Genomic DNA, 22,572 nt, shown 5'->3' with positions numbered 1-22,572 from the left:
CGGCAAGATCGGCGTGCATGAGCCCCCCGACTCGTGCACGCGTTCCAGACTAGAGACTGGAAGTCTCATATCTCAAGTCGACCCGGAAGTGCGCGGCCCGCACGCTCCTCTTCAATCCGAGAGCACGACCTGGTCGACCATGAGATGACCCCACTGTCCGGTCGCGTCGTCCAGGATCTGGAACTGTGCCGTGCGCCCGGCGAGGTCGCGGAGGTCCCACTGCACGTGCCGCAGGTCCGCCGAGTCCGCGCCGGTCGCGGTGCGGACCGGCCGTCCGTCGACGAGCAGCTGCACCGACGTGGCGGGTTCCACGCCGAGCGGGTGATCGCCGCCGCCGATGAGGAAGTGCAGGAAGTTCCTGTCGATCGTGAACTCCGGCGAGGTGATCGTGCCGGTGGCCGGATCTCCCCCGCCCACGAACGTGTCGGCGACCCGCGCGCCGACCCGTCCGCGCAGGTCCGCCGCGCTCGGTCCTGCGCCGATGAAGCTGCCCGTCGCCGTCCAGGCCTGCCCCCACGTGTCGCCCTCGAAATCGCCGATCGCCCGAGCCGGCCGCTGCACGACGCTGCCGAACTCGGTGATCGTCAGATCGTGGAACACAGCCGGGCCCCCCGAGGAGTAGAGAGCGATGCCCTCGTCACCCGACGGTGCGAACACCTGGCTCGACTGCACGTATCTCCCCTCGTCGACGAAGACCTCGATCGTGGTGCGGTCGACCAGGATGCGCAGATGCACCCTGCCGGCGCCGCCGTCGAAGGGCGTGCGGCTCTCGGTCTTCCAGGTGCCGGCGGGATAGCCGGTCTGGCCGCGGTTCAGATAGGCGTAGGTGCCGGTCACGCCGACATCGGCATGGCGCGTCCCGTCGGCGGAGCGACGCAGCTGCAGGCCGAGGTTGGTCGCGATCTCCCACGTCACGTCCGCCTCGACCTGGTACGCGTCACCCTCGAAGGCGAGCGGCAGGAACCTGTCCACGGTCACGTCGCCGAGCTCCGTGCGAGCCGTCGCGATGTCGGCGAGGGCTGCCACCGGCTGCGACACCAGGCTGAACGCCGAGCCGTACCTCTTGAGGCGGATCTGGCGGGTGATCGAGTCCGTGCCGTTGAAGCCGCCGGCCGTCCAGGTCGGGGTGGAGTGCGCGTAATCCCAGTTGTTCATCCAGCCCACGGCGTAGCGGCGGTCCAGCGGGGCGGCGGGATCCTCCCACGTGACCGCGCCGTACCAGTCGAACCCGTGATCGAGCCATTGCGGGGCGCTCTGGTCGAAGGTGAACGACGTGCCGTCGAACGATCCCGTCCAGTACGCGAAGGTCGCCGGCTCTGCGGTGGCGTACCCGTTCGCGCTGACGCCGAACACCCACTTCACGGTGCCGTCGTCGGCGCGGATCCGGAACAGGTCCGGGCACTCGATCGTGCCGATGCCGGGATTCACGTACTCCCACGTGCGCGCCCACGTCTTCAGGTCCGGCGACGTGTAGAAGCTCACCCTGTCACGCTCGGCGATCAACGCCACCCACCGGCTGCGCTCGGCATCCCACACGACCTTCGGGTCGCGGAAATCCGCGCGCCCGCCGTTCGCGATGACCGGTTCATCGCCATGAGGTCGGAAGTTTCGGCCGCCGTCCGTCGAGTACCAGAGGAACTGCGCCTGCGGCCCCGAGGCGTTCGCCTGCTGAGCCGGCGTGGGATGGTCCATCTGCGTCACGAGCATCACGACGGCGCCGGCGCCGAACCCGGCGGTGTTCGCTTCGTCGACCACGGTCGACCCCGACCAGAGGTCGTAGTTCGCGTTGGTCTTCTTGGGCGCGGCGACCCCCTGATCGGCGAACACGACGCCGTCGTACGAGGTCGCGAGCCGCCACTCCGTTCCGAAGTTGGCGGCGGGGTCCGCGTCGTAGTCCCGGTTGTAGAGGTAGTAGTAGTGGAACTTGCCGTCCACGAAGACCGGCCGTTGGGGGTCGTTCTTCCAGTGGTCGGGCACCGTGAAGTGGTACTGCGCGCGGTAGTCGTCGGCGGAATCGGCTGCCGCGGCGTCATCGCCGATGCCTCCCGCCATTGCTGACCCGGCCCCTACCGCGATCACGGCCAGCACACCCGCCGTCAGACGCACGGAGCGTCCCTTGAAAACTGACTTCATCGTCATCCTTCTCTTGGCGCGGACACCGCCCGCCGGAGGGCGGGCCGGCCGGGGCTCGTCCGCGAAGCCCCGGCCTCGAACCTCAGGCGGAGACAGCCACCGCCTCATGACGGACGAGCCGCCCTCCATCCCACCGCACGGGCATGGGGTCGGTGACCCCGCCCACGAACTGTCCGTCCTCGCCGATGTTCCGGAAGGCGAACAGCAGCCATTCGCCGTCCGAACGGCGCTGGAGCAGGCGCCCGACGTACAGGCGCTCATCGGTCAGCGGATACGCGGCGTCGATGTCGAACGGCCCGACGAGGCTCTCCGCCGGCACCGCCCACGTGCCGGCGGCGGCGGCGCGTCGGGAGTCGGTGCTCTGCTCCTTCAGGCAGGAGAAGATCACCACCGGACGCCCGTCGACGATCTCCGCCTGCAGCACCTCGAGCTGCCCGAAGCCCTCGACGCTGGGCGCGCTGAGCGGTTCGCGCAGCTCCCACGTGCGCAGGTCCGCCGACCACGCGTGCCCGATGACGCCCCGCCCGTCGACCGGCCCCTCGGGCGCTCGAGCGGTGATGAGCATGTGCCAGCCGTTCCCATCGGGGTCGGCGAACACCCACGGGTCACGGAAGGCCTCGTCGTGCCACGCGCCGCTCGAGAGCTTCTCGTACCAGGGCTCCTTCGCTTCGAGCACCGGCCCGCCGGCCTTCGTCCACGTGAAGAGGTCGGGCGACGTGGCGTAGCCGATCCGCTGCACGTTCTGCCCGTCGGGGGCGAGGGTCGCTCCGGTGTAGAACATGAACCACGTCCCGTCCGGGTGGCGCACCACCGAACCGGTCCAGGTGGCGAGTTCGTCGAAAGCGGGGGCGTCGCTTCTCACGAGGGCATCGGCCACCTGCGTCCACTCGACGAGGTCCGTCGAGACCGCGTGCCCGATCGAGGCGCGGTAGTGGCGGGCTTCGGGGTCGTGGAGCGCCCGCGAGGCGTACAGGAAGAAGAGGTGGTAACGCTCGCCGTCGTCGGCGAACCAGTAGTCCCATACCCAGGAATCGGGGAGGTCGAACACGAGAGTTCCTTCAAGAGTCGTGCGCGGTGGATCGCGCGATGGAGTGGCCCTCCGCCCGGCGGGCGGGGAGCGCGAGTGTCGGATGCGGCTTACCGTGCCGTCGCCGGGGTTGGGAGTTCGGCACGACGGGGAGGATCGGCGCCCGGACGCGATACGGTGATCGCCGCCGCGTGCGCTGAGCGCTCGAGCAAGGATTCGACGACGGAGGAGCGGTCCCCACGGCCTCTCCCCGCGCCGCTGGCGCGTCGCGCGGAGCCTCCGGCCGCGTGGGCCCAGCTGCCGCCCGCGGTCGCGAGCGACTCGCGCAGTTCGTCGCTGCCGACGATGCTGTCGATGAGCACGCCCATGAACGTGTCGCCGGCCCCGACCGTGTCGACCACCCTGGTCTGGACGGCGGGCACGGTGACCTCGCCGTCGGCGGTGACGCCGATCGCACCGTCCGACCCGAGGGTGACCACGACGAGTCGCGGGCCGCGGTCGACCCATTCGCGCGCGACGTGCCGGACGTCCCGCCCCGGGTGGAGCCACCGGATGTCCTCGTCGCTCGCCTTCACGACGTCGGCGAGCTCGATCAGTCCGGCGACGCGCTCTCGGACGCGGTCCGGGTCGTCGACCAGCGACGGCCGGATGTTGGGGTCGTAGGTCACGATCGCCCGCCCGCGCACCGATCGCACGAGTGCCGCGACGTGGCCGGCGCCGGGTTCGAGCACCGCGGCCACGGAGCCGACGTGAACGACGTCGGCGGCGCCCGCGAGTTCCTCGAGACGAGCGGCGTCCGCCCCGAGATCCCACGCGAGATCGAAGGCGTACGTGGCGGCACCGCCCGCGTCCAGGTGGGCCACGGCCGTCGATGTGCGCGCCGACGCGACGGCCACCACCTCGACCTCGGACTCCTCGAGCCACTGCCGCACACGTCCGCCCCGGTCATCCCCCGCCAGGCTGGTGATCAGCGTCGGACGCCGTCCCAGCCTTCCGAGCGTCAACGCGGTGTTCGCGGGGCTGCCGCCGGGCGCCTCCTCGACCGCGCCGTCGGCACGATGGACGATGTCGACCAGGGCCTCGCCGACGACCACGATGCGCGGCATCCGTTCGGTCATCCCTTCACCCCGCTCGCCGCGATGCTGCTGACGAACGCCCGCTGGAACACCAGGAAGACGATCAGCACCGGGATCGTGATGAGCGAGGTGTAGGCCATCACCTCGCCCCACGCGGTGTTCAGCTGGAAGAAGTACTGCATGCCGACCATGACCGGCCGCAGCTCCTCCTTCTGCACCACCATGAGCGGCCAGAGGTACTGGTTCCACGCCGGCAGGAACGTCAGGATCGCCACGGTCGCGAAGGCCGGACCCGACAGCGGCACGAGGATGCGCCGATAGATCGTGAACCAGCTCGCGCCATCGATGCGCGCCGCCTCGTCGAGGGACTTCGGGATCGTGGAGAAGTACTGCGTGAACAGGAAGATCGAGAACGCGTTCGCGATGAACGGCACGATCTGCACCTCGTAGGTGTTGAGCCAGCCGAAGTCGTACTTCAGCACGCCGCCCTCGATCACGAGGGTGGGAAGCTGCGCGACCCAATAGACCATCGGCACCGCGATCGTCTCGAACGGGACGATCAGCGTCGCGATGATCAGCGCGAGCACGACGATCCGCCCCTTCCATGCCAGCCGGGAGAGCGCGAAGCCCGCCATCGAGTTCACGATGAGCCCGAGTCCGACGGTGAGCACCGTCACCAAGATCGAGTTGAACAGGAACTGTGCGACGGGCACGCGGTCGAACACCCCGAAGTAGTTGTCGAGGCTGATGTCGCCGACCGGGAGGAAGGCCGCGGGCGAGTCGATGTCCTGCAGGATCTGACTGTCGGGCTTGAGGCTCGACACGAACATGAAGACCAGCGGGAACAGGAAGATGATCCCGAACAGCGACAGGGCGATGTAGAGGAAGATCTTGCCCCTGATTCGCTGCGACTTCTCGCTGCGAGCCGGCGCAGGGCGCGCGGCACGGCGCGGGTCGGCGGGTGCCGTGGTCAGAGTCTGGGTAGCGGTCACGTCAGTCCTTCTCTCGCGTGAGCCGGCGCTGAATGAGCGCGATGGCGAGGACGGCGACGAAGAAGATCAGCGAGATCGCGGCGGCGTAGCCGATCTCCTGCTGCTCGTAGCCCTTGCGCACGGCGTGGAAGACGATGGTCGAGGTCGAGTTCACCGGCCCGCCCTGGGTCATGACGTCGACCTGCACGAACAGGCCGAGGGCGGCGATGGTGATCGTGACGAGGACGAACACCATGGTGGGGCGCAGCCCCGGCCACGTCACGTTCGTGAACTGCCGCCACGGGCTCGCGCCGTCCATCTTGGCGGCCTCGTAGAGCTCCTCGGGGATCGTCTGCAGGCCCGCGAGCCAGATGATCATGTGGAAGCCGACGGCCTGCCAGATGGACAGCACGATGATCGCCCCGAGCGCCGTCTTCGGGTCGTTCAGCCAGTCGACGTTCGACCAGGCTCCGAAGGTGAGCGCATCGAACATGGCGTTGATCAGGCCGTCCTTCTGGTACATGAACTTCCACAGGATCGAGACGACGACGATCGACGTCACGACGGGGATGAAGAAGATCACGCGGAACGCCGTGACGCCGCGCATGCGCCGGTTGACGAGCACCGCGAGGAGCAGCCCCAGCGCGGCCTGCACCGGGACGACGACCAGCGCGAACACCGCGGTGTTGCCGACCGACTGCACGAACACCGGATCTGCGGTGAAGGCGCGGATGAAGTTGTCGAAGCCGACGAACCGCGGCGGGTTCGGCGAGATGAGACGCGCGTTCGTGAACGAGAGCGCGAAGGCGAGGATCACGGGGATCACGAGGAACAGCACCAGGAGGACGCCCGCGGGGGCGATCATCCCGAGCCCTGCCCAGGTCTCGCGACCTTTGATGGAGCGGAAGCGACGGTAGGCGCGCCGAGGTTCTTCGGCGGCGACCGTCGGAGGGGTGACAGTCATGACAGATCTCTCGGGGAGTGCGCCGGCGGGGGCCGGTGGCCCCCGCCGGCGCGGTGGATCACTGGAAGCCGTAGCCGTCGTTCGACTCGATGTTGGCGTCGATCTCGGAGACCGCGCGGTCGAGCGTCTCCTGGACGTCGGCGCCGTTCATGATGTCCTTCGCCGCCGTCTCGAACGTCGTCGAGATGACCGCGTACGCCGGCGTCTCGGGGCGCAGCACGGCGTACTTCTGCGAGAACTCGACGAACGGGCGCAGGGCACCGCCGTCGCCGAAGTACTCCGACGCCTGGGCGGCGGCATCCGTCGCCGGGATGACCACCTGCTTGTCGGCGAACTCGGTGATGTACTCGTCCTGGAAGCTGAACTCGAGGTACGCGCGGGCGCCGTCGGCGTCGTTGCACTTGGACGAGATCGCCCACTGCCACGAGCCGCCGCCGATCTTCGGGCCGTTGCCGAGGTCCGGCGGGGGCAGGATCAGCAGGTCGTCGCCGACAGCGTCGAGCGCGGCGACGGCGTTCCAGACGCCGGTGTAGCTGAGCGCCACCTCGTCGTCGATGAACTCCTGGTTGCCGACGGTGCCGCTGTTGCCGGCGTACCCGTCGGCGAAGAGGCCCGCGAACCAGTCGCCCCACGCGACCGCTTCGGGTCCGTTCAGCGCACCGTCAGCCGAGAGCATGGAGTCGCGGTCGATGAGGTCGCCGCCGAAGCCCTGCAGGAACGGCGAGTAGGCGTACGGCCACCACTCGCCGGTGTCTTCGGCCCCGATGTCGATCGGCGTCTCGTAGCCGGCGCCCTTCAGTGTGGCGAGAGCCGCGCCGAACTCGTCGGCGGTCCACGGCTCTTCGACGGTCGGGATGCGGATGCCGTTGGCGTCGAGCACCGACTTGCGGGCGAAGATGCCGAGCGCGGCGTCCCAGTAGCCGGCCGAGTAGATCTCGTCGTCCCAGACGCCGACGGCCGTGGGCAGCAGCGCGTCGGTGATCTCGGTGGGCAGATCGAGCGGCTGCAGATAGCCCGCCCATGCCCAGTTCGGCATGATCGGGCCGTCGAGGTCGAGAAGGCAGGGAAGATCACCGGATGCCGCGGCCGCGACGATCGCGTCGTTGTAGGCGCCCTGCGGGAACGACTCGTGCACGACCTCGTAGTCGTCCTGCGACGCGTTGAAGTCGGAGATGATCTGCTCGTAGACCTCGAGCTCGGCCGGGTTGCCCGCCGAGTGGGTCCACATCGTCAACTGGGTGCGGCCGTCCGCGGTGGTGGTGTCACCTTGGCCGGCTTGCCCGCACCCGGTCAGGGCGATCGCCGTGACCAGGCCCGCGGACACGAGGATCGGGGTCCTTGTGCGCATTGTTGTGGTTTCCTTTTCTTGGTGACTCACGCCCGCGTGGGTCACCGATCGGAGGCCGCCTCTGGCGGCCGCTCGGTGTGTGAAGCCCGTCGCCGGTTCGGTTTGGCGACTTGCGCCGGCGGCGGGCCTACGGAGTCTCGTCGGATGACGGGACACTCCATGAGGTGCGTGGCGTCCTCATCCCCTTCCGCGCGGACGCCGAGCGCGACCTCCATCGCCCAGCGGCCCATGGCGTAGTGGGGCAGCGCGACGGTGGTGAGTGGGGGATCCTGTTCCGCGGCGATCAGCTGCTGGTCGTCGTAGCCGACGACGGACAGATCGCGCGGGATGTCGAGGCCGCGGCGGTGCGCGGCGATGTACACGCCGGCCGCCATGCGGTCGTTGAAGCAGAAGATGCCGGTGGGGCGCTTGTCGTCGGGGAGGTCGAGCAGCGCCTCGGCCGCGGCGCGACCGCCGTGGGCGGAGGTCTCGCCCCTGACGTGCAGCGCCGGGTCGGCCGTGATCCCGGCCTCGGCGAGCGCCTCGAGGTACCCCTCGTGGCGCAGTCGCGACGCGAGCGGGCCGGGGTCATCCGTGTCGAGGTAGGCGATGCGCCGGTGGCCGGCGGCGACGAGCTCGCGCACGGCGGCGGCTCCCCCGGCGCGGTCGTCGGGCACGACGCTGCGGTAGCCGCCGTTCACGGGCCGGCAGTCGAGCAGCACCGTCTTCGGCAGGACGCCCTGCGGGACATCCACCACCCGGTGCCACATGCACGCGTAGATCATCGCGTCGACCTGCTGTGCGGTGAGCGCGTCGATCGCTTCGCGCTCGATCGCGGCGTCGCCGCCGGTGTCGAGGAGGTAGACGAGGTGCCCGGCGTCGCGCGCCGCGTCCTGCGCGCCGGCGAGCATGCGACCGGCGAACGGCGTCGTCGCGATCTGGTCGGAGATGAGTCCGACCGTGCGCGTGCGCTGAGTGCGGAGCCCTCGTGCCACCGAGCTGGGCGCGTAGCCGACGGCACGGGCCGCCTCGCGGACGCGCTGGCGAGTCTCCTGCGAGATGCGCGATTCGACGTCGTTCATGACGAGCGAGACCGTGGTCACCGAGACGCCGGCCACTGCCGCCACGTCTGAGATCCGGGCCCTCGCCATCAGTGACACTCCCTCGTGTTAAATCGATTTATCGAGCGGATCCGATTATGGACCGATCGATGGTGAACCGTCAAGTGCTGCGTTCGGAGAACTCCATGCGCCTGCATCCGCATGTGCGGGATCCGCTCGCACCTGCAACTATGAGTTCCCGATGCAAATCGATTTGCATCACTGAGAATCCAAGGAGCGAATCAGAAATGCACACTCCCCCGAAGAAGGTCAGGCGCGTCCTGACCGGCAGTCTCACCGCCGCGGCGGTCGCGGCTTCCGTGCTCATCGGCCTGCCCGCGGCAGCCGTCGCGGCACCCGTCGCACCGGCCGCGCCCGAACTGCAGGACGGCCCCCAGCCGACCGCGCACACCCAGCAGGCGTACGCCCCCGAAGACGACTTCACCGCGAAGTGGACCCGCGCGGACGCCCGGCAGCTCAAGCGGCTGTCGGATCCGACCGCGGGCTCGAAGCAGAACTCGATGCCCACCGAGCTCACCATGCCCGCGGTTGCGCAGGACTTCCCGGACATGAGCAACGAGCAGGTGTGGGTCTGGGACTCTTGGCCGCTGACCGATGAGAACGCCAACCAGTACAGCGTCAACGGCCAGGAGATCATCTTCTCGCTCGTGGCCGACCGCAACCTCGTGTTCGACGAGCGCCACGTGTTCGCGAAGATCGGCTACTTCTATCGCCCCGCCGGCGTCCCCGCCGATGAGCGTCCGGAGAACGGCGGCTGGACGTATGGCGGCCTCGTCTTCGACGAAGGAGTGACCGGCAAGATCTTCCCCGACCAGTCGTACAGCCACCAGACCCAGTGGTCGGGTTCGGCGCGCATCTCGAAGGGCGGCCAGATCAAGCTGTTCTTCACGGACGTCGCGTTCTACCGCAACGAGGACGGCAGCAACCGCAAGCCCTACGACCCGCGCATCGCACTGAGCGTCGGCAAGGTGCACGCCAACAAGAACGGCGTGAAGCTGACCGGATTCGACAAGGTCACCGACCTGCTGCAGGCCGATGGCACGTACTACCAGACCGGCGCGCAGAACGAGTTCTTCAACTTCCGCGACCCGTTCACGTTCGAGGACCCGGCCCACCCCGGTGAGACCTACATGGTCTTCGAGGGCAACTCCGCCATGCCGCGCGAGACGGCGACATGCAACGAAGAGGACCTCGGCTACCGCGAGGGGGATCCCTTCGCAGAATCGGTCGAGCAGGTGAATGCCTCGGGCGCCACGTACCAGATCGGCAACGTCGGCCTCGCCAAGGCGAAGAACAAGGACCTCACCGAGTGGGAGTTCCTGCCGCCCATCCTGTCGGCGAACTGCGTCACCGACCAGACCGAGCGTCCGCAGATCTACATGAAGGACGGCAAGTACTACCTCTTCACCATCAGCCACCGTGGCACGTTCGCCAACGGCATCGATGGCCCCGAGGGCGTCTACGGGTTCGTCGGCGACGGCATCCGCAGCGACTACCAGCCGATGAACTCCGGTTCGGGCCTGGCACTGGGCAACCCGACGAACCTGAACTTCGCGGGCGGGCAGCCGTTCGCGCCGGACTTCAACCAGCCGATCGGGCACTTCCAGGCGTACTCGCACTACGTGATGCCCGGCGGACTGGTGCAGTCGTTCATCGACACGGTAGGCACGGAGGGCGACTTCCGTCGCGGCGGCACGCTCGCGCCGACCGTCAAGATCGACATCGACGGCGCCTCGTCGGCGGTCGACTACGCGTACGGGGACGGCGGGCTCGGCGGCTACGCCGACATCCCGGCGAACATCAACGTCAACCCGGGCGGCAAGGTCACGCCGCTGCCCTGACCTGATCGACAGTCGAGCGGATGCCTCGGCACGGCCCCGTGCCGAGGCATCCGTTCATCCCGTCCCGAGCCGAGAAGGAGACCGAATGCACACGCAGAACACCCCATCCGCGTCGCCCCGGCGGCGCCGCCTTTTCGTCGTCGCGGCCGCAGCGGCGGCCGCGATCGTGCTCGTGGCGGCGATCGCCGTCGCCCTGTCCGAGCGCGGCGGGACGGATGCCGCGCCCTCGCCGTCCGCGACGACCGATGGGTTCGAACGCCCCGCCGACTGGTCTCCGCACCGGCCGAGCGTGCACCTCACACCGGAGAAGGACTGGATGAACGATCCGCAGAAGCCGTTCCTCCTCGACGGCGTGTGGCACTACTACTACCTCTACAACGCCGACTACCCGGACGGGAACGGCACCGCGTGGTACCACGCGACCTCGACCGACCTCGTGCACTGGAAGGACGAGGGCGTCGCGATCGACAAGTACACCAACGGCCTCGGCGACATCTGGACCGGCACGGCGGTCGTCGATGAGAAGGGCACCGCCGGGTTCGGTGAGGGCGCGGTGATCGCGCTCGTCACGCAGCAGGTGGACGGTGTGCAGCGCCAGTCCCTCTTCGTATCGCGAGACGGCGGCTTCCGCTTCGAGTCGTTCGACGGCAATCCCGTCATGGAGAACCCCGGCGTCGCGGACTGGCGCGACCCGCGCGTGTTCTGGGATGACGCGGCCGGGCGCTGGGTGATGGCCCTCGCCGAGCACGACCGGGTCGGGTTCTACACCTCGCCGGATCTTCGCCACTGGACCTACTCCTCGGACTTCGTGGCCACCGACCTCGGCGTGCTGGAATGCCCCGACCTGTTCCCCATGGCGGTCGACGGCGATCCCGACGATGTGCGGTGGGTGCTCGTCGCGGGCGCGAACGGCGCCGCAGAGGGGATGACCACGGGCACCGCGTACTGGGTGGGCGAATGGGACGGCGAGCGTTTCACCGCCGACGGCCCCGGCCACCAGTGGCTGGACCACGGCTCCGATTACTACGCGGCGGTCACCTGGGACGACCCCCGGCTGGAAGAGCACGACCGCCTCTCCTCGCGGTACGGCATCGGCTGGATGAACAACTGGGCCTACGCGGGCCGATTCCCGACCGACGACTGGCACGGCGGGTCGGACTCCCTCGTGCGGAAGATCACGCTGAGCGACGACGAAGGGCGCGCGACGCTGCACTCGGTGCCGGCACCCGAGCTCGATTCGCTGGGAGGCGAGGCCGAGAACCTCGACGATGCACGGCTGGGCGACGGCGAAGCCGTGGACGTCACGGTGCCGGCATCTGGCGCGTATCGACTGCGGTTGGATGCCGCGAGCCGGGCCGGCGAGCTGAGGGTCAAGGTGCTCACCGGCGACGGCAGCTTCGCGACGGTCGGCTACGACTTCGAGGCGCGGTCGGTGTTCGTGGCACGGGACGCCGACGCGGTCTCCGACACGATGCCCGAGGCGTACCGCGAAGTGCGCACAGCGGCCGTGGAGCCGGCGGATGGGCGCATCGAGCTCGACATCGTGGTGGACGCCGCTTCGATCGAGGTCTTCGCAGGCGGCGGGCGTGCCGCGCTCACGATGGCCGCGTTCGGGACGGCCGGCGAGCGCGGCCTGCGTCTCGAGGGCGCGCGGGAGCAGGTCGCCGTCACGGGCGCCAGTCTCACTCCCTTGCGGGTGGCGCCGGTCGAGCGGGAGCACTGAGGGCCCCGAGCTCACTCGGCCGGCGAGAAGGGGGCACCGCGACAGACTGCCGTTCGACGAGCCACCCCCGCAGCAGATGGATGCCGTCACCGATCGGCGGTGCCGTCCCGTCGATCCGGTCGAGCAGGCGGGTCATCCCCCACCGCCCCATCTCGTCGTGCGGCAGCGCGATCGTGGTGAGCCCGGGGTCGAGTGCGTCGGCGACGGGATGCAGATCGTCGATCCCCACGACGGACAGGCCCTCCGGGACGGGGATGCCCCGCCGCGCGGCGGCCTGCATCACGCCCATGGCGATCTGGTCGTTGAAGCAGATCACCGCCGTGGGCGGGACGGGCTGGTCGAGGAGTCGCCCTCCCGCTTCCCGACCGCCTGCCGCATCGGACGTGCAGAGATCGAGGCGACCGTCAGCGAGGGCTATGCCCGAGTCGCCCAAGGCGGAGCGCACGCCGATGAGGCGGCCTCGGGCGGCGCGGGACTCGTCGGTGGTTCCGACATAGGCGATGTCGCGGTGCCCCTCGCGCGTGAGCCGCTCGCAGGCGAGGGCCGCGATCTGCGCCTCGTCGGGCACGACGGCGTCGACCTCCCAGCCGGGTTGCGGCGCCGCATCCACGAGCACGACGGGCACGCCCTCGGGGACGTCGGGCTGCTCGACGCGCTGGTGGTACATGCGAGCGATCAGGATGCCGTCGACCCGCTGGGCGAGGAAGCGCGCGACGAGGTCGCGCTCCGCCTCGGCGTCGCCGCCGCTCTCGGCGACCATCAGCAGCACGTCGCGCTCGAGCCCGGCTCGGCGGGCACCCTCGATGATGCGGCCCGCGAAAGGGGTCGCCGCGAGGTCGTCGCCGATGAGGCCCACGACGCCGGTGCGTCGGCGGCGCAGACCGCTGGCCACCCGGTCGGGGACGTATCCGAGCTCACGGGCGACGGCGAGGATCCGCTCGCGGGTCTCGGCGTTCACCGCCCGCGCGCCGCTCAGCGCGTGCGAGACCGTCGTCGCCGAGACACCCGCGGCTGCGGCCACGTCGCTGACGCGCGCGCGAGGGCCGGTCTTGCCAGACATACGCCCAGCCTATGGCGCGCGGCGTGGCCGATCCGGAAATCGGAGTCAGCGCACGACGGCGAACAGACGGCGGCCGTGACATACCCCGGCCGGCGGAACGACGAACGCGGCGGGCCCGAAGGCCCGCCGCGTCCGATCGAAGGTGTCGCCGCGCCCGGAGCTACAGCGAGAGGCGCTCGCGCACGACGCCGGCGAGCTCGTCGGCGTGGCGGCGGGCCTCATCCTCGGAGGAGGCCTCGACCATCACGCGCACGAGCTGCTCGGTGCCCGACGGGCGCAGCAGCACGCGCCCCGAGAGGCCGAGCTCGGCGGATGCGCGGGCGACGGCATCCTGAACTCCCTCGTCGGTCGCGGCGCGGGTGCGGTCGACGTCCTTCACGTTGACGAGCACCTGCGGGTACACGGTCATGATCGACGCGAGCTCTTCGAGGGTCTTGCCGGTGCGCGCCATCTCGGCGACCAGGTGCAGGCCCGTGAGCAGGCCGTCGCCGGTCGTCGCGTAGTCGCTCATGATGACGTGGCCCGACTGCTCGCCACCGAGCGAGAAGCTCTGCTCGTTCATGCGCTCGAGCACGTAGCGGTCGCCGACCGCGGTGGTCTCGACGTGGATGCCGTGCGCCGACATCGCGCGGTGGAGTCCGAGGTTGCTCATGACGGTGGCGACGAGCGTGTCGTCCTTGAGCTGCCCGCGGTTCTTCATCGACACCGCGAGGATCGCCATGATCTGGTCGCCGTCGACGACCTTGCCGGTCGCGTCGACCGCGAGGCAGCGATCGGCGTCGCCGTCGTGAGCGATGCCCACGTCGGCACCGACGCGCACCACGTGCTCGGCGAGCTGGTCGAGGTGGGTCGAGCCGACGCCGTCGTTGATGTTCCAGCCGTCGGGGTCTGCGCCGATGACGGTGACGCGTGCGCCGGCGTCGCGGAACGTCTCGGGCGAGACTCCGGATGCCGCGCCGTGCGCGCAGTCGAGCACCACGTGCAGTCCGTCGAGGCTGTGCGGCAGCGAGCCCAGCAGGTGCACGACATAGCGGTCCTCGGCGTCGGCGAACCGGCGGATGCGGCCGACGTCAGCGCCGGTGGGCAGCAGCTTCGGACCCGACATGGCGGCCTCGATGCGCGCTTCGACGATGTCGGGCAGTTTCACGCCGCCGCGGGCGAAGATCTTGATGCCGTTGTCGGGAGCGGGATTGTGGGATGCCGAGACCATGACGCCGAAGTCGGCATCCATGTCGGCGATCAGGAACGCCGCCGCGGGGGTCGGCAGCACACCGGCGTCGAGGACGTCGACGCCGGACGAGGCGAGGCCGGCCTCGACCGCGGCGGAGAGGAACTCGCCGGACACGCGCGGGTCGCGGGCGACGACGGCGGTGAGCCGTTTGCCCGCAGCGCGGCGCGCCTCGGCGGAACGGCCCTGGCCCAGGACGACGGCGGTCGCCTGGGCCAGGGACAGTGCGAGATCGGCGGTGAGGGGGCCGTTGGCCAGCCCCCTCACCCCGTCCGTGCCAAAGATCGGCATACGGAGTGGAAGCCGATCAGCGCTTCGAGTACTGCGGCGCCTTGCGGGCCTTCTTGAGACCGGCCTTCTTGCGCTCGATGACGCGCGCGTCGCGCGAGAGGAAGCCGGCCTTCTTGAGGGTCGGACGGTTGTTCTCGACGTCGATCTCGTTCAGCGCACGGGCGATGCCGAGGCGGAGCGCACCGGCCTGGCCCGAGGGGCCACCACCCGAGATGCGGACGATGACGTCGTACGCACCCGTGAGGTTGAGGACCGTGAACGGGTCGGTGATGAGCTGCTGGTGGAGCTTGTTCGGGAAGTAGTCCTCGAACGCACGGCCGTTGACCGTGATGGTGCCCGAGCCGGGGATGACGCGCACGCGGGCGATGGCCTGCTTGCGGCGACCGACTGCGGCGCCCGAGACCGAGAGCACGGGGCGCTCGGCGGCGACGACGGTCTCGTCGATCGCGGTCTCAGTGGAGTAGCTCGTGGGGGTTTCTTCGATGTTCGCCATCAGTGTGTCCTGTTCTGTGCGGCGCTTACTGGGCGACCTGGTCGAAAACGTACGCGGTGGGCTTCTGCGCGGCGTGCGGGTGCTCGGCACCGCGGTACACCTTGAGCTTCGACAGCTGGTTGGCGCCGAGGGTGTTCTTCGGGAGCATGCCGCGGACGGCCTTCTCCACGGCGCGGACCGGGTTCTTCTCGAGGAGCTCCGAGTAGGTGACCGACTTGAGGCCGCCCGGGTAGCCCGAGTGACGGTAGGCCTTCTTCTGCTCGAGCTTCTGGCCGGTGAGGGCGACCTTCTCGGCGTTGATGATGATGACGAAGTCGCCCATGTCGACGTGGGGGGCGAAGGTCGCCTTGTGCTTGCCACGCAGGAGCGCGGCAGCGTGCGAGGCGAGACGGCCGAGGACGACGTCAGTCGCGTCGATGACCAGCCACTCGCGCTGGGCTTCGCCAGCCTTGGGGGTGTAAGTGCGCGTCACAGTAGTGCTGCTTTCTTGATTCGAACGGAGAGGTTCGTGAATCCCACTCCGGGGTGGTTCCCCTCTCGATGAGAGGCTGAACACGCCAGTGGAGGGCTCACGTTCGCGGTGCCGGGTCAGCTGAGCCGGACACCAAAGATCAATAGTACGCGACGCGGATGCCTCGACCAAACCAGCCCCCTTACCCCGCGGCGTCACGGCGCGGGCACCGCCACGCCGATCCCGTCGAGATCCTCGTCTCAGATGTCACAACTTTGTGACATCTGTAGCACGGGGTTCACACAGGCTCTCTAATCTTCTCCTCATGAACGCACCGTCGATCAAAGCAGTCATTCCCGCCGCCGGGCTCGGCACCCGCTTCCTTCCCGCCACCAAGGCGATGCCGAAGGAGATGCTGCCTGTCGTGGACAAGCCCGCCATCCAGTACGTCGTCGAGGAGGCGGTGGCCGCAGGCATCGACGACGTCCTCGTCATCATCGGCCGCAACAAGAACGCCCTGGCGAATCACTTCGACCGGGTCACCGAGCTCGAAGACACGCTCCACCGCAAGGGCGACCTGAGCAAGCTCGAGCGCGTGATGCACCCGAGCTCGCTCGCGGACGTCCATTTCGTCCGCCAGGGCGACCCGCGCGGTCTCGGTCACGCCGTGCTGCGAGCTCGCAAGCACGTGGGCAACGAGACGTTCGCCGTGCTGCTCGGCGACGACCTCATCGACGCACGCGACCCGCTGCTCTCGCGCATGATCGAGGTCTCCCAGCGCGAAGCGGCCACCGTGGTCGCCCTCATGGAGGTCGACCCGAGCCAGATCCACCTCTACGGGTGCGCCGATGTCGAGACGACCGACGAGTCCGACCTCGTGAAGATCAAGGCCCTGGTGGAGAAGCCGTCCGCAGAAGAGGCCCCGAGCAACCTGGCCATCATCGGCCGCTACGTCCTGAAGCCCGAGATCTTCGACGTGCTCGAGCGCACCGAACCCGGCAAGGGCGGTGAGATCCAGCTGACCGATGCGCTCGAGGTGCTCGCCGACGACGAGCAGATTGCGGGACCCGTGCTCGGCGTGGTGTTCGGCGGTCGCCGCTACGACACCGGCGACCGGCTCGACTACCTCAAGTCCAGCATCCAGCTCGCCCTCGACCGCGACGACCTCGGCCCCGAGCTGGCCGCGTGGATCAAGGAACTCGCCCCGACCCTCCCCTGACCACACAGTGAAAGCGGGACGGATGCTGCGACCCGAGGCATCCGTCCGTTCAGGCGAGGATCGTGCCCGCGATCAGCAGCATCACACCGACCGCGTTGTAGACGACATGCAGGAGCACTGCCGGCCAGATGCGCCCCGTGAGCATGACCAGAAGGCCGCCGACGAGGCCGACGAGCGCGAGCGCGACCACTTCGCCGGGCGCGAGCGTGCCGACGATGCTGTGCGCCAGCACGAACAGCGCGGCGCTGCCGACGATCGCCGCACCGCCGGCCGTAAGTCGCCCGACCGAACGCCGGAACATCGAGTACACCGTCACCAGGACGACCCCGTGGAAGAAGAACTCCTCGGTCAGCGGCGCGATCACTACCGGCGCGATGAGTTCGGACCACCACCAGCCGTCCGGCAGGCGACCGTCGAGGGTCGCAATCGCCGGCAGCCGGTCGGCTCCTTCGATCCACCCCTGGACGAGTCGCAGCATCAGCCCGAGCCCGACGCCCCAGAGCAGGTCGATGGCCCGGAATCTCAGCAGGCCCATCGGCCTCGAACGGCTGAGAGCGAGGACCACCGGCACGGCCATACCGGCCCACAGCGCGATCGTCGACACCACGCTTCCCGCCGCGCCCAGCCACGTCGCCGCTGCCAGCCCGACGAGAATCCCGAGTCCCAGACCGATCATGGCGACCGCCAGCAGCGACTCGCGCCAGCGGCGCACCGTGCTGCCGCCGAGCCTCCAATCGGTGCGTCGAGGCCGGCGCGAACGATGCTCCGCGCCGGTGTCAGCCGGCCGCGTGGCATCGATAGAGTGACCCGTCACGAGCCCAAGCTACCCGACCCGGAGGCCACCCCTTGTTCGAGATCCTGACCGTGTGCACCGGCAACATCTGCCGCTCGCCGCTCGCCGAGCAGTTGCTGCGTCTACGGCTCACGCCGCTCGGTGCCAGGGTGCGCAGTGCGGGTACCCGGGGCCTGAACGCCGCTCCGATGACCGCGGAGTCGGTGACGCTCGCCACGCGGCTCGGCGTGCCGGCGGACGACTCGGCCGCACACCGCTCCCGCTTCCTCACAGAGGCCGACCTCGGCTCTTCCGATCTGGTGCTGACGCTGGCCATGACGCGCGATCATCGCCGGAAGGTCGTCGAACTCGCGCCCGGCCGAGTGCGTTCCACCTTCACGGTCCGCGAGTTCGCGCGCCTGTCGGCGGGCCTCACCGACGACGAGATCCGCGCCGCGGCTGCGACGGGAGCGGATGCCGCGACCCGCGTTCGCGCGACGGTCGCGCTGATCGCGGCGCGCCGCGGTGTCGACCCTGCGCCGCCCGACCCTGCTGAGGACGACGTCATCGATCCGTACGGACGCTCGTGGGAGACATACGAGCTGTCGGCAGCCCAGCTGACCCCTGCGATCGACGAGACGGTGCGCGTACTCGCGGCCGCACTCGTCACAAAGTGACGCAGTTCACATGCTCGTCACGCAAAGCGGACGTACGCGTAATTCCTTTGTGTAAGGATGAGTGCGGTTCGGAAGCTGGGGAGTTCGAGAACCTGCACCACAGCAGCGACGAAAAGGCCCCATGGAACTCAGCGACTACATCCGAATTCTGCGCAAGAACTGGCTCGTAATACTCCTTGCGACGATTCTCGGTATCGGCGTGGCCGCGGCGTATTCCTACACTCGCACCCCGATGTACGAAGCATCGAGCACGGTCTTCGTGTCGACACAGACGAGCGGCACCGTGCAGGAGCTGCAGCAGGGCTCGTCCTTCACGCAGTCGCGCATGACGACGTACGCGAACCTCGTGACGACGCCGGTGGTGATGAACCCGGTGATCGCAGAGCTCGGGCTCGACACGTCGGCCAGCGGCTTGGCGAGTGTGGTGAGCGGAACGAACACGCTCAACACGCAGCTGATCACGATCACGGTGACCGATCCTGATCCCGTGCTCGCCGCCGACGTCGCGAACGCCCTCGGCGCAAGCCTCACCGAGACCGTCGAGAAGCTCGAGACCCCCGCCGACTCGACCACGAGCCCGGTTCGCCTCTCACGTGTGCGCGATGCACTGCCGCCGCAGACTCCCGCCAGCCCCAACATCCCGCTGAACCTTGCGCTGGGCGGGCTGGTCGGCCTCGCCCTCGGCATCGGCATCGCCGTGCTGCGCTCGGTGCTCGACACGCGCATCCGCACCCCGCGCGATATCGAGCTGGTCACCGACACCCCGATCATCGGTGCGATCGCGTTCGATCCGAAGGCCAAGGACCGCCCGCTCATCGTCCACGACGACCCCGCCAGCCCGCGCGCCGAGACCTTCCGGGCGCTGCGAACCAACCTGCAGTTCCTCGACATGGGCGGCCGCGCGAGCTTCGTCATCACGTCGAGCCTTCCCAGCGAGGGCAAGTCGACGTCGACCATCAACCTCGCCATCGCGCTCGCCGACGCCGGCAAGCGCGTGGCGCTCATCGACACCGACCTGCGCAAGCCGAAGGTGGCCGAGTATCTCGGCATCGAGGGGGGCGCGGGGCTCACCGATGTGCTGATCGGCCGCGCGCAGGTCGGCGATGTGATGCTCCCGTGGGGTCAGCGCAGCATGTTCGTGCTGCCGGCCGGGCGCATCCCCCCGAACCCGAGCGAGCTGCTCGGTTCGCAGCGCATGCACGATCTTCTCCAGTCGCTCGAGAAGGAGTTCGACGTGGTCCTGTGCGACGCTCCTCCCCTGCTGCCCGTCACCGATGCGGCGATCCTCGCCAAGGCCACCAGCGGCGCGCTCGTGGTGGTGGCCGCCGGGCGGACCAACCGCCATCAGTTGAACGGCGCTCTCGACGCGCTCTCCACGGTCGGAGCGAAGGTCGCCGGCGTCGTGCTGTCGATGGTCCCCACGCGCGGACCCGATTCGTACGGCTACGGGTACGGCTATGGGTACGGCTACGGCTACGGGCACGCCGTCGAGCGCGGCAAGGCGCCGAACCAGGCGAAGACGAAGGCGAAGAAGGCTGCGAAGAACGACGAGCCGCGCGGGGCGCGTCGGCGCACGTCGGTCTGACACGAACGACCGGTAGCCGTCCGCCTCGGGAATTCGCGGTCGGCAACCGGTTCCGGCGACGGTGCCGAAAGGAACGCGGCGGGGTGTGAGCCCCGGTGCGATCCGTCCCTACACACAAATGAACAGCTGCCGGGGGGCAACCTGTGACGTCGAACATCGAACTCGACGCGACGATGGCGTCGCAGAACGAAGCGGACTCGTCCGTGCCCGCTTCCTCCGGCGCGCCCGCATCTCCGCCGCCAGCGGCCACACGCCGGCAGGGGCGCGCGGACTGGCGTCGCCGCTACGCGCGCAACGTCTGGTTCACCGATCTGCTCGTGCTGATCTGGGTGGTCTACGGCACCCAGATCGCCTGGTTCGGCTTCGGCAACGCCGAAGTGTCGATCCGGGCTGATGCGCGGCTCAGCGACGTGTCGTACTGGATGTTCTCCGCTGTTCTCGTCATCGTCTGGATGTGGGCGCTGAGCCTCATCGACTCGCGCAGCGACCGCGTCATCGGCACGGGGCCGACAGAGTACGTGCGGGTAGTGCGGGCGAGCTACCTCGTGTTCGGCTCGATCGCGATCCTCGCGTTCCTGTTCCAGATCGACCTCGCGCGCGGCTACCTGCTCATCAGCCTTCCGGCCGGAATCGCCGTGCTGCTGTTCGTGCGCTGGCTGTGGCGCAAGTGGCTCGTCTCGCAGCGCCTCAGCGGCGCGTACTCGGCCCGCGTCCTTCTCGTCGGCTCCGAGCAGTCGGTGGTGCAGATCGCGAACGAGCTGCGGCGCACCCCGTGGGCGGGCTACCACGTGGTCGGCGCGTGTGTTCCCAGCGGCCGGATCGCGGCGACGATCGAGGGCACCGACATCCCGATCATGGGAAGCGTGTCGGCGATCGACCGGGCGCTCGCGTCGACGGATGCCGACACCGTGGTGGTGACAAGCACCGACGAACTGCCGATCGACAAGGTGAAAGAGATCTCGTGGGGTCTGGAGGCCGGCCGTCAGCACCTGGTGCTGGCGCCGAGCATCATCGACATCGCGGGGCCGCGCGTGCACACCCGGCCGGTGTCGGGTCTGCCGCTGATCCACGTCGAGACGCCGCGGTTCACGCGCGGCCAGCGTGTCGTGAAGCGCACGTTCGACATCGTGTCGTCGAGCCTGCTGATTCTGCTCGCCTCGCCGGTGCTGCTCGCCGTCGCCATCGGCGTCAAGGCGACCAGCCCGGGCCCGCTGCTGTACCGCCAGGAGCGCATCGGGCTGCGGGGCGAACCGTTCAAGATGAACAAGTTCCGTTCGATGCGCGTCGGGGCCGACGCCGAGCTCAAGGCGCTCCTCGAGGCGCAGGGCACGAGCGAGCAGCCGCTGTTCAAGGTGAAGGACGACCCGCGCATCACGCCGGTCGGCAAGTTCATCCGCAAGTACTCGCTCGACGAGCTCCCCCAGCTGTTCAACGTGCTCGGCGGTTCGATGAGCCTCGTTGGCCCGCGCCCGCAGATCGCCGCGGAGGTGGCGCTCTATACGGATGCCGCCCGCCGGCGCCTGCTCGCCCGCCCCGGCATCACGGGGCTCTGGCAGGTGAGCGGCCGCAGCACCCTCGACTGGGAGCAGACTGTGCGCCTGGACCTCTACTACGTGGAGAACTGGTCGCTCGTCGGCGACCTGGGCATCCTCTTCAAGACCGTCAAAGCGGTCCTGTCCCCCGGGGAGACGGCGCACTGATGAAAGTGAACTCCGTCACGGACTTGGGTGGCATCGAACTGTTCCACTGGAACCCGCGTCGGCCGGCGATGCCGGGGCGGCTCGGGCGCCGTCTGCCCGTGTACCGCTCCGTGAACAACTTCGGCGACATGCTCGGCCCTGCGGTGTCCGCATCGCTCGCTCCGACCGGCGCGCGCGCGGCCCGCACTGGTCGCCTGCTGTCCATCGGCAGCATCCTCCATTTCGCGCGGGACGGTGATGTCGTCTGGGGCTCGGGAGTCAACGGAAAGGTCGATGGTGACCTCGTGGGGTCGGATCGGCTGGACGTGCGCGCCGTGCGAGGCCCGCTGACGGCCGAAATCCTTCGCAGGCGTGGTGTCCGCACGCCGGAGATCTTCGGGGATCCGGGGCTTCTCGCCCCATCCGTCCTGGGCATTGCGCGGGCAGATAGACCCTCGATTCCAGTGACAAGTCTGCCCAACCTGCATGATTTCCGCTCATGGCGGGGAGCTCCGGGGCTGCTCAACCCGCGCCGAAACTTCATATCGGTGATCAAGCAGATCGCGGCTTCACGACTCGTGGTGACCTCTTCGCTTCATGGCATCGTCATCGCCGATGCGCTCGGCGTACCGGTCGCACCAGTACGGCCCACGGCCGAGGCGATGTTCAAGTATGAGGATTACTACGAGGGCACGGGACGTCGACTTCCACGATTCAGCACCTCTATGGAAAGTGCGGCAGATGCGCGGGCGCCGGGCCTGGATTGGGACCCCCAGGAATTGGTCGCCGCTTTCCCGCTCGACCTTTGGAGTCCCGTCGATGAGTCCTGACCGTCGCGTGGGGGCCGGGACGGGCCTCCATCGCGGCCCGCGCGACCTGCGCATCGACGTTGCCCCCCAACACTCCATGCCCACCGGGCACGGCTTCATTGTTT

General features: G+C 69.0%; 19 protein-coding genes. 7 read left to right on the top strand and 12 right to left on the bottom strand.

Features of this window, described 5'->3' with window-relative positions:
- Nucleotides 1–111: 111 nt before the first annotated feature.
- The 7 genes from J2Y46_RS07710 to J2Y46_RS07680 all read right to left on the bottom strand — a co-directional run bounded on the left by J2Y46_RS07710 (nt 112) and on the right by J2Y46_RS07680 (nt 8,625).
- Nucleotides 112–2,133, bottom strand: coding sequence for a GH32 C-terminal domain-containing protein (locus J2Y46_RS07710; protein WP_310241448.1), 2,022 nt, complete (start codon nt 2,131–2,133; stop codon nt 112–114).
- An 82-nt stretch (nt 2,134–2,215) separates the two neighbouring features.
- Nucleotides 2,216–3,181 carry a glycosyl hydrolase family 32 gene (locus J2Y46_RS07705; RefSeq protein WP_310241446.1) on the bottom strand — a complete coding sequence of 322 codons (966 nt, stop codon included), beginning with the start codon at nt 3,179–3,181 and terminating at the stop codon, nt 2,216–2,218.
- 89 nt (nt 3,182–3,270) lie between these two features.
- A complete protein-coding gene (locus J2Y46_RS07700) occupies nt 3,271–4,278 on the bottom strand; it encodes a carbohydrate kinase (RefSeq protein ID WP_310241444.1) in 1,008 nt (335 codons plus the stop codon).
- Nucleotides 4,275–5,228, bottom strand: a complete 954-nt coding sequence (locus tag J2Y46_RS07695; protein ID WP_084695728.1) for a carbohydrate ABC transporter permease — start codon at nt 5,226–5,228, stop codon at nt 4,275–4,277. Before J2Y46_RS07695 ends, J2Y46_RS07700 begins: the two co-directional genes overlap by 4 nt.
- Nucleotide 5,229: 1 nt before the next feature.
- Complete coding sequence (locus J2Y46_RS07690) at nt 5,230–6,171, bottom strand: carbohydrate ABC transporter permease (RefSeq protein ID WP_084695727.1); 942 nt, start codon at nt 6,169–6,171, stop codon at nt 5,230–5,232.
- A gap of 58 nt (nt 6,172–6,229) precedes the next feature.
- On the bottom strand, nt 6,230–7,519 hold the full coding sequence (locus J2Y46_RS07685; protein ID WP_045301582.1) for an extracellular solute-binding protein: 1,290 nt from the start codon (nt 7,517–7,519) through the stop codon (nt 6,230–6,232).
- 41 nt (nt 7,520–7,560) lie between these two features.
- On the bottom strand, nt 7,561–8,625 hold the full coding sequence (locus tag J2Y46_RS07680) for a LacI family DNA-binding transcriptional regulator (RefSeq protein ID WP_310241441.1): 1,065 nt from the start codon (nt 8,623–8,625) through the stop codon (nt 7,561–7,563).
- A gap of 221 nt (nt 8,626–8,846) precedes the next feature.
- Between J2Y46_RS07680 and J2Y46_RS07675 the strand changes: the two genes are divergently transcribed.
- Nucleotides 8,847–10,460 carry a glycoside hydrolase family 68 protein gene (locus J2Y46_RS07675; RefSeq protein WP_310241439.1) on the top strand — a complete coding sequence of 538 codons (1,614 nt, stop codon included), beginning with the start codon at nt 8,847–8,849 and terminating at the stop codon, nt 10,458–10,460.
- 85 nt (nt 10,461–10,545) lie between these two features.
- Complete coding sequence (locus J2Y46_RS07670) at nt 10,546–12,183, top strand: glycoside hydrolase family 32 protein (RefSeq protein WP_310241437.1); 1,638 nt, start codon at nt 10,546–10,548, stop codon at nt 12,181–12,183.
- On the opposite strand, the gene J2Y46_RS07665 is transcribed toward J2Y46_RS07670, so the two are convergent.
- From J2Y46_RS07665 to rplM, 4 genes are all read right to left on the bottom strand, one after another.
- Nucleotides 12,143–13,243 (bottom strand): LacI family DNA-binding transcriptional regulator, encoded by a 1,101-nt coding sequence (locus J2Y46_RS07665; RefSeq protein WP_310241435.1) that lies wholly within the window; start codon nt 13,241–13,243, stop codon nt 12,143–12,145. The genes J2Y46_RS07670 and J2Y46_RS07665 overlap by 41 nt on opposite strands.
- A 160-nt stretch (nt 13,244–13,403) precedes the next feature.
- The gene (glmM, locus tag J2Y46_RS07660; protein WP_310241433.1) at nt 13,404–14,762 is read right to left on the bottom strand and encodes a phosphoglucosamine mutase; all 1,359 of its coding nucleotides are present in this window, start codon (nt 14,760–14,762) and stop codon (nt 13,404–13,406) included.
- Between the two features lie 16 nt (nt 14,763–14,778).
- Nucleotides 14,779–15,255 (bottom strand): 30S ribosomal protein S9, encoded by a 477-nt coding sequence (gene rpsI, locus J2Y46_RS07655; RefSeq protein ID WP_045301569.1) that lies wholly within the window; start codon nt 15,253–15,255, stop codon nt 14,779–14,781.
- 25 nt (nt 15,256–15,280) lie between these two features.
- A complete protein-coding gene (gene rplM / locus J2Y46_RS07650; protein ID WP_045301568.1) occupies nt 15,281–15,727 on the bottom strand; it encodes a 50S ribosomal protein L13 in 447 nt (148 codons plus the stop codon).
- Between the two features lie 304 nt (nt 15,728–16,031).
- Between rplM and galU the strand changes: the two genes are divergently transcribed.
- Nucleotides 16,032–16,925, top strand: coding sequence for a UTP--glucose-1-phosphate uridylyltransferase GalU (galU, locus tag J2Y46_RS07645; RefSeq protein ID WP_045301567.1), 894 nt, complete (start codon nt 16,032–16,034; stop codon nt 16,923–16,925).
- Nucleotides 16,926–16,974: 49 nt separating this feature from the next.
- On the opposite strand, the gene J2Y46_RS07640 is transcribed toward galU, so the two are convergent.
- Nucleotides 16,975–17,739, bottom strand: coding sequence for a CPBP family intramembrane glutamic endopeptidase (locus J2Y46_RS07640; protein WP_245619639.1), 765 nt, complete (start codon nt 17,737–17,739; stop codon nt 16,975–16,977).
- Nucleotides 17,740–17,771: 32 nt separating this feature from the next.
- Between J2Y46_RS07640 and J2Y46_RS07635 the strand changes: the two genes are divergently transcribed.
- The 4 genes from J2Y46_RS07635 to J2Y46_RS07620 all read left to right on the top strand — a co-directional run bounded on the left by J2Y46_RS07635 (nt 17,772) and on the right by J2Y46_RS07620 (nt 22,468).
- Nucleotides 17,772–18,374 carry a low molecular weight phosphatase family protein gene (locus J2Y46_RS07635; protein ID WP_045301566.1) on the top strand — a complete coding sequence of 201 codons (603 nt, stop codon included), beginning with the start codon at nt 17,772–17,774 and terminating at the stop codon, nt 18,372–18,374.
- Between the two features lie 121 nt (nt 18,375–18,495).
- Nucleotides 18,496–19,959, top strand: a complete 1,464-nt coding sequence (locus tag J2Y46_RS07630; protein ID WP_045301565.1) for a polysaccharide biosynthesis tyrosine autokinase — start codon at nt 18,496–18,498, stop codon at nt 19,957–19,959.
- 143 nt (nt 19,960–20,102) lie between these two features.
- Nucleotides 20,103–21,659 (top strand): sugar transferase, encoded by a 1,557-nt coding sequence (locus tag J2Y46_RS07625; RefSeq protein WP_310241428.1) that lies wholly within the window; start codon nt 20,103–20,105, stop codon nt 21,657–21,659.
- Nucleotides 21,659–22,468, top strand: coding sequence for a polysaccharide pyruvyl transferase family protein (locus J2Y46_RS07620; RefSeq protein WP_310241427.1), 810 nt, complete (start codon nt 21,659–21,661; stop codon nt 22,466–22,468). The genes J2Y46_RS07625 and J2Y46_RS07620 overlap by 1 nt, the downstream gene beginning before the upstream one ends.
- The last annotated feature ends 104 nt before the right edge of the window (nt 22,469–22,572 follow it).

The organism is Microbacterium sp. BE35, assembly GCF_031457705.1.
Classification (GTDB): Bacteria; Actinomycetota; Actinomycetes; order Actinomycetales; family Microbacteriaceae; genus Microbacterium; species Microbacterium trichothecenolyticum.
The sequence above is the reverse complement of the archived record's forward strand: the minus strand, read 5'-3'. Positions and strand labels throughout refer to the sequence as shown.